General features: G+C 70.8%; 11 protein-coding genes. 5 read left to right on the forward strand and 6 right to left on the reverse strand.

Annotated elements, in window-relative coordinates; all coding sequences use genetic code 11:
• Positions 1-2: 2 nt before the first annotated feature.
• From ACT54X_RS27060 to ACT54X_RS27075, 4 genes are all read right to left on the reverse strand, one after another.
• Positions 3-1,001: an alpha-ketoacid dehydrogenase subunit beta gene (locus ACT54X_RS27060; RefSeq protein ID WP_017760769.1), complete on the reverse strand. Its 999-nt coding sequence runs from the start codon at positions 999-1,001 to the stop codon at positions 3-5.
• Positions 991-2,040 carry a thiamine pyrophosphate-dependent dehydrogenase E1 component subunit alpha gene (locus ACT54X_RS27065; RefSeq protein ID WP_294375943.1) on the reverse strand — a complete coding sequence of 350 codons (1,050 nt, stop codon included), beginning with the start codon at positions 2,038-2,040 and terminating at the stop codon, positions 991-993. Before ACT54X_RS27065 ends, ACT54X_RS27060 begins: the two co-directional genes overlap by 11 nt.
• Positions 2,037-3,368, reverse strand: a complete 1,332-nt coding sequence (locus tag ACT54X_RS27070) for an NAD(P)H-dependent oxidoreductase (protein ID WP_017758324.1) — start codon at positions 3,366-3,368, stop codon at positions 2,037-2,039. The genes ACT54X_RS27065 and ACT54X_RS27070 overlap by 4 nt, the downstream gene beginning before the upstream one ends.
• A gap of 213 nt (positions 3,369-3,581) precedes the next feature.
• Positions 3,582-4,595 (reverse strand): sugar-binding transcriptional regulator, encoded by a 1,014-nt coding sequence (locus ACT54X_RS27075; RefSeq protein ID WP_294375940.1) that lies wholly within the window; start codon positions 4,593-4,595, stop codon positions 3,582-3,584.
• Between the two features lie 84 nt (positions 4,596-4,679).
• On the opposite strand from ACT54X_RS27075, the gene ACT54X_RS27080 reads away from it, so the two are divergent.
• The 4 genes from ACT54X_RS27080 (at position 4,680) to priA (ending at position 10,067) form a co-directional block, all read left to right on the forward strand.
• A complete protein-coding gene (locus ACT54X_RS27080; protein ID WP_294375937.1) occupies positions 4,680-5,486 on the forward strand; it encodes a hypothetical protein in 807 nt (268 codons plus the stop codon).
• Positions 5,487-5,687: 201 nt separating this feature from the next.
• Entirely contained in the window at positions 5,688-6,398 is a 711-nt protein-coding gene (locus ACT54X_RS27085; RefSeq protein WP_017758377.1) for a thioredoxin family protein, read from the forward strand.
• Positions 6,399-6,477: 79 nt separating this feature from the next.
• Positions 6,478-7,584 carry a uroporphyrinogen decarboxylase gene (hemE, locus tag ACT54X_RS27090; protein WP_294375934.1) on the forward strand — a complete coding sequence of 369 codons (1,107 nt, stop codon included), beginning with the start codon at positions 6,478-6,480 and terminating at the stop codon, positions 7,582-7,584.
• Positions 7,585-7,943: 359 nt separating this feature from the next.
• Complete coding sequence (gene priA / locus ACT54X_RS27095) at positions 7,944-10,067, forward strand: replication restart helicase PriA (RefSeq protein WP_476349642.1); 2,124 nt, start codon at positions 7,944-7,946, stop codon at positions 10,065-10,067.
• A gap of 73 nt (positions 10,068-10,140) precedes the next feature.
• On the opposite strand, the gene ACT54X_RS27100 is transcribed toward priA, so the two are convergent.
• A complete protein-coding gene (locus ACT54X_RS27100; RefSeq protein ID WP_476349644.1) occupies positions 10,141-10,368 on the reverse strand; it encodes a hypothetical protein in 228 nt (75 codons plus the stop codon).
• Between the two features lie 115 nt (positions 10,369-10,483).
• The gene (locus ACT54X_RS27105) at positions 10,484-11,458 is read right to left on the reverse strand and encodes an AEC family transporter (protein WP_476349646.1); all 975 of its coding nucleotides are present in this window, start codon (positions 11,456-11,458) and stop codon (positions 10,484-10,486) included.
• Between the two features lie 101 nt (positions 11,459-11,559).
• Between ACT54X_RS27105 and ACT54X_RS27110 the strand changes: the two genes are divergently transcribed.
• Positions 11,560-13,632, forward strand: a complete 2,073-nt coding sequence (locus tag ACT54X_RS27110; protein ID WP_476349648.1) for an ATP-dependent helicase — start codon at positions 11,560-11,562, stop codon at positions 13,630-13,632.
• Position 13,633 lies beyond the last annotated feature (1 nt).

Below are 13,633 nucleotides of genomic sequence, written 5' to 3' on the forward strand. Positions count from 1 at the left end.
GCTCAGCCCCTCGCGCGCACGCTGCGGCGCACCGCGCCCACGATGTCGGGCACCTGCGGCACGGCCGCGCGCTCCAGCTGCGGGTTGTAGGGCAGCGGGCAGTCGGCCCCGCCCAGGCGGATGATGGGGGCGTCCAGCCGGTCGAAGGCGGCGCTTTCGGCGATGGCGGCCGACACCTCGGCGCCGATGCCCAGCTCCTTGGTGCCTTCGTACACGCAGACCAGGCGCGTGGTGCGGCTGACGCTGTCCACCAGTGTGGACAGGTCCAGCGGCCGCAGCGAGCGCAGGTCCACCACCTCGGCCGAGATGCCCTCGGCGGCCAGTTCGATCGCGGCCTCCAGCGCCTTGTGCACCATGATCGAGTTGGCGGCGATGGTCACGTGCTCGCCGGCACGGCGGATGCGCGCCTCGTGCAGCGGCTCGGTGTAGTAGCCCTCGGGCACCGGGCCCTTCATCTTGTAGAGCAGCTTGTGCTCGTAGAACATGACCGGGTCCGGGTCCTCGATGGCGGCCAGCAGCATGCCCTTGGCGTCGTGCGGCGTGGAGGGCTGCACCACCTTCAGGCCGGGCACGTGCGCCAGCCAGGCCTCCAGGCTCTGGCTGTGCTGCGCGGCGGCGCCGGTGCCCGAGCCGCTCGGAAAGCGCATCACCAGCGGCACCGAGGCCTTGCCGCCCAGCATGTAGCGGATCTTCGCGGCCTGGTTGACGATCTGCTCCATGGCCAGCGTGGCGAAGTCCGAGAACTGGAACTCGTACACCGGCCGCTGGCCCATGAGCGCGGCGCCCACGGCCACGCCGGCGCCGGCCAGCTCGGAGATGGGCGTGTCCATCACGCGCGACTCGCCGAAGCGATGCACCAGGTCGCCCGTGACCTGGAAGGCGCCGCCGTAGACGCCGATGTCCTCGCCCATCAGGAACACGCGCGGGTCGCGCTCCATGGCGATGGCCAGCGCCTCCTGGATGGCCTGCGCGTAGCTCAGCTCGCGGCTCTCAACGGACATGGGCGGCCTCCTTGGGCGAGCGCGTGTAGACGAAGTCGGTGACGGATGCGGCGTCGGGGGCCGGGCTGTTCTTGGCGTATTCCACCGCCTCGGCGATCTCGCGCGCCACGTCGTCGACGAGGGCCGACACCTGCTCGGGCGTGATCAGGCCGCAGGACTGCAGCGCCTGCTCGTAGCGCCCGATGGGGTCGCGCGCGATCCAGGACTCGATCTCCTCCTTGGTGCGGTAGCGGTTGCGGTCGCTCTTGGAATGGCCGCGGTGGCGGTAGGTCAGGCACTCCAGCAGCGTGGGGCCCTGGCCGCTGCGGGCACGCTCCACCGCCTCGATGGCGGCCTCGGCGACGGCGGCGAATTCATTGCCGTCCACCGTCACGCCGGGGAAGTCGTAGGCCTGCGCGCGCTGGGCGATGCGGCGCACGGCCGTGGAGCGCTCGGTGGAGGTGGACATGCCGTACTGGTTGTTCTCGCACACGAACACCACCGGCAGCTTCCAAACGGCGGCCATGTTCAGGCTCTCGTGGAAGGCGCCTTCGTTGTTGGCACCGTCGCCGAAGAAGCACACGGCCACGTTGGGCTTGCCCTGCTGGCGCAGCGCCAGGGCCGCGCCCACCGCGATGGGCAGGCCGCCGCCCACGATGCCGTTGGCGCCCAGGTTGCCGCTGGCCACGTCGGCGATGTGCATGGAGCCGCCGCGGCCACGGCAGTAGCCGGTGTCCTTGCCGAAGAACTCGGCGAACATGAACTTCGGGTCCGCGCCCTTGGCGATGCAGTGGCCGTGGCCGCGGTGGGTGGAGGTGATCACGTCACCCTCGCGCAGCGCCGCGCCGACGCCGGTGGCGCTGGCCTCCTGGCCGATGGACAGGTGCATGGTGCCGTGCACCAGGCCGCGCATGTAGGCCTGCTCGGCGCCTTCCTCGAACTGGCGGATCAGGTGCATCTGCCGCAGAAAGCCGTGCAGCTGCTCGACGCTGAAGCGCTCGAACACGCGCGGCACGCCTTCGGCGCCGACGACGCCGCCCTGGACGGAAGGCGTCGTCATGCTGCGAGCTCCAGTTCGCCGTAGACCAGGCGGTCCTGACGGCGGCGGAACTCGACGATGCGCGAACTCTGGTCGACGGCCACGTTGGCCGAGGTCAGCAGCTCGCCCTTGCGGATCGGCTGCGTGACCTTGCCGCGTTCCAGCAGGCCGCAGGGCACGGCGCGCTGGCGGCGGGCATCCTCGGCCGTCATGGCCCAGGCGCGGTAGGTGTACTCGCCGATGGCGTCCAGCGTGTCGCCGGGGCGCAGGTCGCGCTTGGCTACGGCGCACACCTCGGCCGTGGGCCGGGCGATGGGCGCCATGTCGGCGCGGTTGTAGAGCACGGCGCGCACGCAGGTCAGCGGCACTTCCAGGCTGCACAGGTGGTAAGGCCGGTAGAAGGTGTAGTACGGGCCCTTGCCGAGCTTGAGGTAGTCCATGCGCTCGCGCAGGCGCGGGTGCGCCATCTCGGCCACCACGAACACGCCCGGGGCCACGCCCTTGCCGATGGTGTAGTCGACCACGCCCTTGCGGCCGAGCACGCCGCCGTCCTCGCGCGGGACCAGCACCTGGCTCAATTCCTCCAGCGAGCAGGACGGGCCATGCATGCCGGGCACGTCGGGCACCAGGCCGGTGGCGTTGGCGATGGCGGACATCTCCACCGCCGTCTTGGAGCCGTCCACGAACTCCACCAGCATGCGCGGGTTGAGGTTCTTGGAATGCGCCTCGGCCGCGTAGTCGTCGGGCGTGGCGTCGATGTTGAGCGGATTGTTCTTGCCCTTGCCGGCGGCGATGACCGGATAGCCCAGGGCCGAGACGAACTGGATCAGCTCGATGGTGGAGCTGGGCTCGTCGCCCGCCCCCAGCGAATAGATCACGCCCAGGCGGTCGGCCTCGTGCTTGAGGTAGGCGCCGATGGTGACGTCGGCCTCGACGTTCATCATGACCAGGTGCTTGCCGTGCTCCATGGCGGTCAGGCCGATCTCGGCACCCACCGCGGGCTTGCCGGTGGCGTCCACCACCACGTCGATCAGGCCGCTGCGGCAGACCAGCTGCGCATCGGGCGTCACGGCCACGCGGCCGGCCTCGACGGCGCGGTCGAAGTCACTCTGCGTCTCCACCACGCGATGGGCGTCGCCGCCGTGGCCGGCCTCCTGCAGCGCGCGCAGGGCAGCGGGCACGTGGATGTCGGCAATGGCCGCCACCACCACGCCGCGCATCTGCAGCACCTGCGTGACGATGTCCCCGCCCATCATTCCCGAGCCGATCAGGCCGATGCGGATGGGCTTGCCCGTCAGGGCACGGGTTTCGAGATCGGCCGCCAGGCCGCTGGGAATGAATCCGCTCAAGGGAGTCTCCTGAAAGTGTGGGGGAAGGAGGACCGGCTCGGCCCATGAATGAACATTTGATTTTTATTTTGTCATTATGTTCATCTCTCAGCAAGGCCGGGCGGCGCGGCCCACGGATCGGGGAAACCCGGAGGCAGCAAAAAGCCCCGCGTCGCGGTGCGAGGCGGGGCCTGGGGGCGCGCCAGAAGGCACGCGGCATCGGCGTAGGGAGGGTCAGTCTTCCTGGTCGATCTCCAGCATGCGGGCGGCGGCATGCTCGTCGGTGATCAGCACCGTGGGCTTGAACAGGCGCATGGTGGCGTGCAGCGCCCGTGCCTTGCCGACACCGCCGGAGGCCACGATGCGCTGCGGCACCTGGCGGATGGTGTCGGGCGGGATGGCCATCACGCACTCGTGGATGGGGTGGTCGATCAGTTGGCCGCGCGCGTCGTAGAAGTGGAACAGCGACTCGCCCACCGCCCCCAGGCGCAGCATCGAGCGGCGCACCTCGTCCGACAGATAGCCATCGCGGAAGGCGGTGGCCGTCGGCGCCAGGTCGCCCACGCTCAGCAGCACGGCGTCGAGCTCCCTGGCCTTGTCGAAGACCTCGCCCAGGCCGCAGCCCTCGATCAGCATGCGGCGCGAGGCCGGGCTGTCCACCAGCGCCGGCGCATTCATCTGCAGGCATTCGGCCTGGAACAGGCTGGAGAAGCGCCAGGCGAATTCCGAGGGGTTGTAGCGCTTGATCTTGGTGATGCCGCCCAGCATGGAGACCACCGACAGGTCGGGCACCGGCGTCGTGCGGATGTAGCGCAGCGATTCGAGCAGCGTGCGGCCCCAGCCCAGGCCCAGCTTCATGCCCGGGCGCACCAGCTCCGACATGTACTGGCCGGTGGCCGCGCTCACGGCCAGGGCGGCGTCGGCCTCGGGGCTGGACAGCGGCGCCACCACCGCCTCGGCCAGGCCGAAGCGCCGCTCCAGCGCCCGCTCGAGGTTGACGCATTCGGGCACGCCGCTCTCGATGGTGAACTTGACCTCGTGCCGCTCCAGTGCGTCGTTGAGCAGGCGCACCACGGTCACCCGGCCCAGGCCCAGGCGCTGGGCGATGTCGTTCTGGGTCATGTCCTCGATGTAGTACATCCAGGCGGCGCGCAGGCGCATGCGCCGGTTGCGGGCATTGGCGGTGACCTTGTCGGCGCCACCGTCCTGCGCCGCCGCTTCGTCCGTCGACGTGGCTTTACGGTTCAATGGAGGGACCTCTTGCTTGGCGGACACCCCTTGCGTCCAGCCGGTATGCTACCCCCTGTACATAGTGCCTTGCCGGAGTCGCAAATGTCTCGCAAACCCCAGGATGCCGCTGCCGCCAGTCCGGACAAGGCGCTGGCGCTCAAGGACGGCCTGCGCGAAGTGCGCTTCAACGTGAAGCAGGGCGTGCGCAAGCTGACCGAGGCGGTGGACGCCATGGCCTCGGCACGCGACCTGCCGGCGCCCGGTCCGCTGGCCATGCTGGGCGAGCCGCTGGGCCTGGCCCTGCGCACCACCGCCTCGCTGCTGAGCAACGTGGACCACGCGGCCGTCAGCCTGCTGGCCGACGATGCGCCGCTGCGCGCCATGCAGGCGCCGCCCCTGCCCACGGCCCGCTATTTCGGCGGCAGCGCCGACCCTGCGCTGTCGCTGCATGCCTTCACGGTCGACCACGGCTGGCGGCAGCGCCACTGGCTGAAGCGGGCGGGCCACGACCGCGTGTTCGTGCACGAGGCGGCGATCGAAGCCGCCGGCCTGCAGGCGCGGGACGACCTGGCCGCCGGCGGCGACGGCGCCACGGCCCCGCAGGTGCTGGCCACGGTAGCGGCCGCCATGGTGGCGCACGGCGCGCTGAGCGGGCCGATCATTCCCGCAGGCGAATGCGGCGACGACCTGCAGCGCCTGACGGCGCGCGGCGCCATCGTCGCCATGCTCGTCGGGGAAACCTACCCGCTGACCCCGGCGCAGGACCCGGCCCGGCGCTACCGTGACGCGCTGGACATGGCCGACGACATCATGCGGGCCCAGGAGGAGGCATGGCTGCAGGCGCTCCAGTCCGACGATGCCGTCGGCGCACTCACCCGCTGGTTCGGCTTCGTGGCCCGGCACCTCTGACGCGGCGCCGGGCGCCCCGGCCCTGGACCGGTGCCACCGCGCCTGCACGCGCGATCCCGATTTCCCCCGATCCGTACAGGTTGTCGCGCCGGCTTCAAGAAAGCGGTCTAAGCTCCCGCTGCGCTTCAGCATTCAACCCGGCCGACACGGCGCCCGCCGCCCGTGCAAAGGCCCCTTCCGTCATGAGGAGCTGATCCATCCATGTCGACCTCGCCGTCGCCATCCAAACTTTCGCGCACCGAGCGCGCCGCGCGCAATGTCCGCGCGGCCCGTGCCGCCCTCTCCCGTGCCTCGCGCCGCGCCGTGATGACGGCCGCCATGGCCCTGGGCGCCAGCCTGCTGATCAATGCCCAGGCGCATGCCGCCCCGACCGTGGGCCAGAAGGCGCCCGACTTTGTCGCCGTGGACACGAGCGGCCAGCGCCACCAGCTGTCCGACTTTGCCGGCAGGTACGTGGTGCTCGAATGGACCAACCCCGGCTGCCCTTTCGTGCGCAAGCACTACGGCAGCGGCAACATGCCGGCCACCCAGAAGGCCGCCACCGCGCGGGGCGCGGTCTGGCTGGCCATCAACTCCACCGAGCGCGCCGCCAGCGACTACCTGCCGCCGGCCGAGCTGGCCGCCTGGATGAAGGCCCAGTCGGGCGCCCCCACCGCCGTGCTCATGGACGAGGACGGCATCGTGGGCCAGGCCTACGGCGCGCGCACCACGCCGCACATCTTCATCATCGATCCCCAGGGCGTGCTGGTGTACGCCGGCGGCATCGACAGCATCGCCTCGGCGCGGCCCGACGACATCAGGACCGCGACCAACTACGTGAACCAGGCATTGGCCGATGCCTTCGGCGGCCGCCCGATCTCGGTGGCGAGCACCAAGCCCTACGGCTGCTCGATCAAGTACCGCACGGGTTGACCGAGGCCGGCGGCGGGGCGCCAGCCACCGCCGCCGCCAAGTCCGTCACGCTCTGGGGCACCGCTGCGACAATCCCGCGATGCCCTTCGCCCCCCTCCAGAACGACAGCTTCCTGCGCGCCTGCTGGCGTCAGGCCACCGACCACACGCCCATCTGGCTGATGCGCCAAGCCGGCCGCTACCTGCCGGAGTACGTCGCCACCCGCGCCCGGGCCGGCAGCTTCATGGGCCTGGCCACCAACGTCGACTACGCGACCGAGGTCACGCTGCAACCACTGGACCGCTTTCCGCTGGACGCGGCGATCCTGTTCTCCGACATCCTGACCGTGCCCGACGCCATGGGGCTGGGGCTGTCCTTCGAGGCTGGCGAAGGCCCGCGCTTCGCGCGCACCGTGCGCGACGAGGCGGCGGTCGACGCGCTGCAAGTGCCCGACCTGGAGCGCCTGCGCTATGTGTTCGACGCCGTGGCCTCCATCCGCCGCGCGCTGGCCGGCCGCGTGCCGCTGATCGGCTTCTCGGGCAGCCCGTGGACGCTGGCCTGCTACATGGTCGAAGGCAGCGGCTCCAGCGACTGGCGGCATGCCAAGGCGCTGATGTACGGCCGCCCGGACCTGATGCACCGCATGCTGGCCATCAATGCCGACGCCGTGGCCGCCTACCTCAACGCCCAGATCGACGCCGGCGCGCAGGCGGTGATGGTGTTCGACAGCTGGGGCGGGGCGCTGGCCGACGGGGCCTTCCACGAATTCAGCATGGCCTACACCGCGCGCGTGCTGTCGCAGCTCAAGCGCGAGGGCGCGGACGGCCAGCGCGTGCCGCGCATCGTGTTCACCAAGGGCGGCGGCCTGTGGCTGGAGGCCATGGCCACGCTCGACTGCGAGGTGCTCGGCCTGGACTGGACGGTGGACCTGGCCGTGGCCCGCGCCCGCGTGGGCGAAGGCCCGAAGGGCAAGGCGCTGCAGGGCAACCTCGACCCCAATGTGCTGTTCGCGCCGCCCGGCCGGGTGGCGGCCGAGGCCGTGCGCCTGCTCGACCGTTTCGGCGTGCCGCACCGCGATCCGGCCACCACCGGCCCGACCCACATCTTCAACCTGGGCCACGGCATCAGCCAGTTCACGCCGCCCGAGCATGTCGCCGCGCTGGTGGAGGCCGTCCACCGGCATTCGCGCGCCCAGCGGACTGCATGACGGCCGGCCGCCGCTGCACGCATTGAGGGAGCATCCAGCCCGCATGGAACGGGCGCCGGCAGGGCTTTGGCGCTTTGTCAAGCCCCCGCGCCCCTACTTATGCACAAAGTTCGTGCTGCGGTGCGCCATAACACCGGGTGCCTGCCACGGCGGAGCCCCTGCCGTCGAGCACTGCTAAGTGATTGATTCCTATGGATTCGTCACCCTGCCCTTTTTACGGGCAATCTGGCCAAGGCCTTGATTTGACGGGCTTTGGCGGCCTTCACAGCCGCCTATCAACAAAGTTATCCACAGGAACTCTGGATGACTGCCAAACTCCCGAGAAATCAAACACTTAGATGTTGCTTGTCGAAACAAGCATGAATGAAGCGTCCCAAACCGGGGTTCGCGTGCGGGTGGCGGTGCAGACGCCGGCCCACAGCGGCATCTCCGAACCTTTGACCTACATCACGCCCAGCCCGGTGCCGGCGGGAGCGCTGGTGCGGGTGCCGCTGGGCCAGCGCGAGGTGCTGGGCGTGGTGTGGGGGGAGGCCGGGGGGGAGCCCGCAGGCACCACCCTGCGCGCCGTGGCCGCCGTGCTGGAGGGCCTGCCGCCCCTCTCGGCCGGCTGGCGCGATCTGGTGGAATTCGCGGCCCGCTATTACCAGCGCGCCATCGGCGAAGTGGCGCTGGCCGGCCTGCCGCCCCAGTTGCGGGAACTGGGCGCCGACCAGCTCGCGCGTCGGCTCGCCCGCCAGCCCAAGGCGGCGGCGCCGGTGGAGGGCGACGCGCCCCGCCCGCCCACCGCCGAGCAGGCGGCCGTGCTGGCCGAACTGCGCGCAGGCGATGCGGGCGTCTTCCTGCTGCACGGCAGCACCGGCAGCGGCAAGACCGAGGTCTACCTGCAGGCCGTGGCCGAGCTGCTGGAGGCCGACCCCGAGGCGCAGGCCCTGGTGATGGTGCCGGAGATCAACCTCACGCCCCAGCTGGAGGCGCGCTTCGTCGCCCGCTTCGCGCCGATCTACGGGCCGGGCGCGGTGGTGTCGATGCACAGCGGCATGACGAATCCCCAGCGCCTGGCCAGCTGGCTGGCGGCACACCTGGGCCGCGCCCGCATCGTGCTAGGCACGCGCATGGCCATCTTCGCCAGCCTGCCCCGGCTGGCGCTGCTCGTGGTCGACGAGGAACACGACCCCAGCTACAAGCAGCAGGAAGGCGCCCGCTATTCCGCGCGCGACCTCGCCGTGTGGCGGGGCCGGCGCGAAGGCGCCCGGGTGCTGCTGGGCTCGGCCACGCCGTCGCTGGAAAGCTGGTGGGGCAGCCGCCCGCCGTCGGACGGCGATGCCGGCGGCCGCTACCGGCGCCTGTCCATGCCCAGCCGCGTCGGGGCCGGCGACCTGCCCACCGTCCGGCTGGTGGACATGACCCTGCAGCCGCCGCGCACCCGCCTGTCGGCCGCGCTGGTGGACGCCATCGCCCAGCGCGTGGCCCGCGGCGAGCAGAGCATGCTCCTGCTCAACCGCCGCGGTTATGCCCCGGTGCTGGCCTGCGGCGACTGCGGCTGGAAGAGCGAATGCCCGCACTGCAGCGCCTACCGCGTCTTCCACAAGATCGACCGCAGCCTGCGCTGCCACCACTGCGGCTTTGCCGAACGCGTGCCGCGCGCCTGCCCGGCCTGCGGCAACCTGGACATCGCCCCCGTGGGCCGCGGCACCGAACGGCTGGAGGAGGAACTGGCCGAATTGCTGGCGGGCGTGCAGCGGCCCGAGGGCGACGGCGGCGGCCCGGTTCGCATCGCCCGCATCGACGCCGACAGCACCCGGCACGAGGGCGCCCTGGCCCAGCAGCTGGCGCAGGTGCACGACGGCGCCGTGGACGTGCTGGTGGGCACGCAGATGATCGCCAAGGGCCACGACTTCCGGCGCATCACGCTGGTGGCGGCCATCAACCCCGACGGCGCGCTGTTCTCCAGCGACTTCCGCGCGCCGGAGCGGCTGTTCTCGCTGCTGATGCAGTCGGGCGGGCGGGCAGGCCGCGACAGCGCCTGGCTGGCGGCACAGGGCAGCCGAGCGGAGATGTGGATCCAGAGCTTCCATCCGCAGCATCCGCTGTTCGCGGCGCTGCGGCGGCACGACTACGCGGCCTTTGCCGAACAGCAGCTGGAAGAGCGGCGCGCCGCCAGCCTGCCACCCTTCGCCTTCCAGGCGCTGCTGCGCGCCGACGCCCGTACGCAGGAAGCGGCACAGGCATTTCTGACGGCCGCCAGCTCGGCGGTGAACGATCTGCCCGAGGCAACCGCCGTGCAACGCTATCCGGCGGTGCCGCTGGCGATCCAGCGCGTGGCCAATGTGGAAAGGGCGCAGATGCTGGTCGAAAGCGAATCGCGGGTGGCGCTGCAGCGCCTGCTGGCGCAGTGGCATCCGCGGCTGCATGCGCTGCGGCGCGGTCCGGAGGGGCAGGGGATCATCCGGTGGCTGATCGACGTGGATCCCCAGGCGATCTGAGGCACGCTCTCGCGGCATCGCGGCCTTTCACCGCGGGGCGGTCAGCCCGGCCCGTGGGGTATGCCGGCATCCCTCAGGCCTGACGGTGCTCGATGTGCCCGAGCGGCGGCTTGATGACCTGCACGTAGGAGAGCACCCGCCGGCGCGTCGAGCGCAGGCGGACGGCCCACAGACCGATCGCGAACAAGACGGCGCCAGCCGCCAGAAGGGCGGCGGCCCATCGCACCTGGCCGTGCGCGGCCATTGCACCCACCGCGGCCAGTGCCGCCACGGCGACCATCACGCGAACCCATGTCTGCATGATCAGAACCTCTGAAACATGCGCTCACATTAGGCCCCGCCGCGTCCGCGCGGCGTAGGAATACCTCGCATGCCAGGGGGGACGAAGGGCCTATGGCGTCCGTCTCGGCAGCGGCTCAGCGCGTGAGCGTCACCGCCAGCGGAAAGCTCAGGAAGGCGCCGACGGTCGTCCACAGGATGATCCGCGCCACCCGGCCGGTGTCCGCGCCATAGCGCTCGGCCAGCATCGACACATTGCTGGCGCTGGGCAGCGCCGCCGTGAGCACCAGCGCCACGCCGGCCAGCGGCGACAGCCCGGTGCCTGCTGCTGCCAGCGCCGTCACCAGCCCGAGCACCAGCAGCGGATGCACCAGCAGCTTGAAGCCCACCACCGGCAACAGGTCGCGCAGCGCGGCGCGCCACGGCAGTTGCGCGCCGCCCTCGCGCGCCCGCAGGGCCGAGCGCGCCAGCACCGCGCCGATGGTGAACAGCGCCGCTGGCGACGCCGCGTCCGCCAGCATGCCCACCGTGCGGTCGACCGGTGCCGGCAGCCGCCACTGCAGCGCGGAGCCCAGCGCGCCCAGCACCATCGACCAGGGCATCGGGTTGCGCACGATGCCGCCCAGCGCGCGCCGCACGGCTTGGGCCGCGGCGCCGCCCTCGTGCGTGTCCAGCCGCGACAGGGCGATGCACAGCGAGGAGGTCAGCACCATGTCGAAGGCGATGGTGACGATCACCGGCCCCGCGACTGCCGGCCCCAGCAGCGCGGCCAAAAGCGGCACGCCCATGAAGCCGGTGTTGGGAAAGGCGGCCACCAGCGCGCCGAAGGCGGCGTCGTTCCAGTGGTGTCCGGCGCGCCGCGCGGCGGCAGTGGCCAGCGCCACCATCGCCAGCGCGGCCACGCCCCACACCAGCGCCACCCGTGCATCGAGCAGTTGCGCCAGCGGCGTGCCGGCCGCAAAGCGGAACAGCATGCAGGGCAGTGCGAAGTACAGGACGAAGACGTTCAGGCCCGGAATCGCCTCCAGCGGCATCAGCCCGCGCCGAGCGGCCAGGTAGCCCAGGGCAATCAGCGCGAAGAAGGGGAAGGTGGCGGCAAAGACGGCAAGCACGGCGGCGCATTCTCGTCGCCAGCCCCCCGCCAGTATCATTGCGCGCTTTTGCGTCCGGCCGATCCAGCGCCGCGGCGCCTGCAGCCCTCCCCCCTCTCGCCATGTCCTCCGGCCTCAATCTCGCCCAGCAGGAAGCGGTCAACTACCTCCACGGGCCCTGCCTGGTGCTCGCCGGCGCGGGTTCGGGCAAGACGCGGGTGATCACCCACAAGATCGCGCGGCTGATCCAGGCCGGGCTGGAGCCCAAGCGCATCGCGGCCATCACCTTCACCAACAAGGCGGCGGCCGAGATGCGCGAGCGGGCCAAGGGCCTGATCGGCCGCGACGCCAAGCAGGTGGTGGTGTGCACCTTCCACGCCCTGGGCGTGCGCATGATGCGCGAGGACGGCGGCGTGCTGGGCCTCAAGCCGCAGTTCAGCATCCTGGACGCGGACGACGTCACCAAGATCCTCAAGGACGCCGGCGGCACCACCGACACGGCCACCGCCCGCACCTGGCAGTGGACGATCAGCAAGTGGAAGAACATGGGCCTCAATTCGGCCGAGGCCGAGGCCCAGGCACTGGACGACAACGAGCGCATCACCGCCAAGATCATGGCCCGCTACGAGGAGCGCCTGACGGCCTACCAGAGCGTGGACTTCGACGACCTCATCGGCATGCCGCTGCAGCTTCTGCACAAGCACGAGGCCGTGCGCGAGAAGTGGCAGAAGCTGCTGGGCCACATCCTGGTCGATGAGTACCAGGACACCAACGCCACCCAGTACGAGGTGCTCAAGCTGCTCGCCGGCGAGCGCGGCCGCTTCACCGCCGTGGGCGACGACGACCAGTCCATCTACGGCTGGCGCGGCGCCACGCTGGACAACCTCAAGAAGCTGCCGATCGACTATCCGCAGCTCAAGGTCATCAAGCTGGAGCAGAACTACCGCTCCACCAGCGCCATCCTGCGCGCGGCCAACAACGTGATCGGGCCCAATCCCAAGCTCTTTCCCAAGACGCTGTTCAGCGAGCTGGGCGAGGGCGAGCCGGTGCGCGTGGTGGACTGCGACAACGAGCAGCACGAAGCCGAGCGCACGGTGGCCCGCATCCAGGGCCTGCGCGAAAGCTCCACGCACAAGGAATGGCGCGACTTCGCCATCCTCTACCGCGCCAACCACCAGGCGCGCATCTTCGAGCAGGCGCTGCGCCGCGCCAACATCCCGTACAAGGTGTCGGGCGGCCAGAGCTTCTTCGACCGCGCCGAGATCAAGGACCTGTGCGGCTGGTTCCGCCTGTGGGTCAACAACGACGACGACCCGGCCTTCCTGCGCGCCGTGACCACGCCCAAACGCGGCATCGGGCACACCACGCTGCAGCAGCTGGGCGTGTTCGCCAGCCAGTACAAGATCAGCCTGTTCGAGGCGCTGTTCTCGCCCTCGCTGCCCAGCGCCGTGCCCAAGCGCGGCATCGAGGGACTGCACGAGTTCGGCCGCTACATCAACGCCCTCGAATACCGCGCCCGCCACACCGTCGGCGCCGAGGGCGCGCGGGCCTTCCTGATGGACTGGCTCAAGGACATCGAGTACGAGAAGCACCTCTACGACGGCGAGGACAGCGAGCAGGCCGCGGCCAGCCGCTGGACCAACGTGCTGGAGTTCTGCGACTGGATGTCGCAGCGCTGCGGCGGCCAGGTGGAGGACGCCTCCGGCGCCACCAGCGGCCCCGAGGCCAAGAGCCTGCTGGAGGTGGCGCAGACCATCTCGCTGCTGTCCACCATCAGCGAGCGCGAGCAGGACCAGAACGTGCTCACCCTCTCCACGCTGCATGCCTCCAAAGGCCTGGAGTGGCCGCACGTGATGCTGGTCGGCGTGAACGAGGGCCTGCTGCCCTTCAAGCTGGACGACGACGAAGGCCGGCAGGAGAAGGTCACGGAAAGCATCGCCGAGCGCCTGCAGGAAGAGCGCCGCCTGATGTACGTGGGCATCACCCGCGCCCAGCGCACGCTGGCCGTGAGCTGGATGAAGCGCCGCAAGAAGGGCCGCGAGATGGTGCAGGCCGCGCCCAGCCGCTTCATCGCCGAGATGGCGCTGGACAAGACCACGGCCAAGGAAGACCCGCGCGAGAAGCTCAAGGCCCTGCGCGCCGAGTTCGCGCGCCGCGCCGCTGCGGCCGCCTCGGCCGCCGAGCCCTCGAACTGAT

The organism is Pseudacidovorax sp. DMC4 (genome assembly GCF_056314265.1).

Coding starts and splice junctions, on each gene's coding strand:
- ACT54X_RS27060 (WP_017760769.1), bottom strand. CDS start 1,001: ATGTCCGTTGAGAGCCGCGAGCTGAGCTACGCGCAGGCCATCCAGGAG.
- ACT54X_RS27065 (WP_294375943.1), bottom strand. CDS start 2,040: ATGACGACGCCTTCCGTCCAGGGCGGCGTCGTCGGCGCCGAAGGCGTG.
- ACT54X_RS27080 (WP_294375937.1), top strand. CDS start 4,680: ATGTCTCGCAAACCCCAGGATGCCGCTGCCGCCAGTCCGGACAAGGCG.
- ACT54X_RS27085 (WP_017758377.1), top strand. CDS start 5,688: ATGTCGACCTCGCCGTCGCCATCCAAACTTTCGCGCACCGAGCGCGCC.
- hemE (WP_294375934.1), top strand. CDS start 6,478: ATGCCCTTCGCCCCCCTCCAGAACGACAGCTTCCTGCGCGCCTGCTGG.
- priA (WP_476349642.1), top strand. CDS start 7,944: ATGAATGAAGCGTCCCAAACCGGGGTTCGCGTGCGGGTGGCGGTGCAG.
- ACT54X_RS27100 (WP_476349644.1), bottom strand. CDS start 10,368: ATGCAGACATGGGTTCGCGTGATGGTCGCCGTGGCGGCACTGGCCGCG.
- ACT54X_RS27110 (WP_476349648.1), top strand. CDS start 11,560: ATGTCCTCCGGCCTCAATCTCGCCCAGCAGGAAGCGGTCAACTACCTC.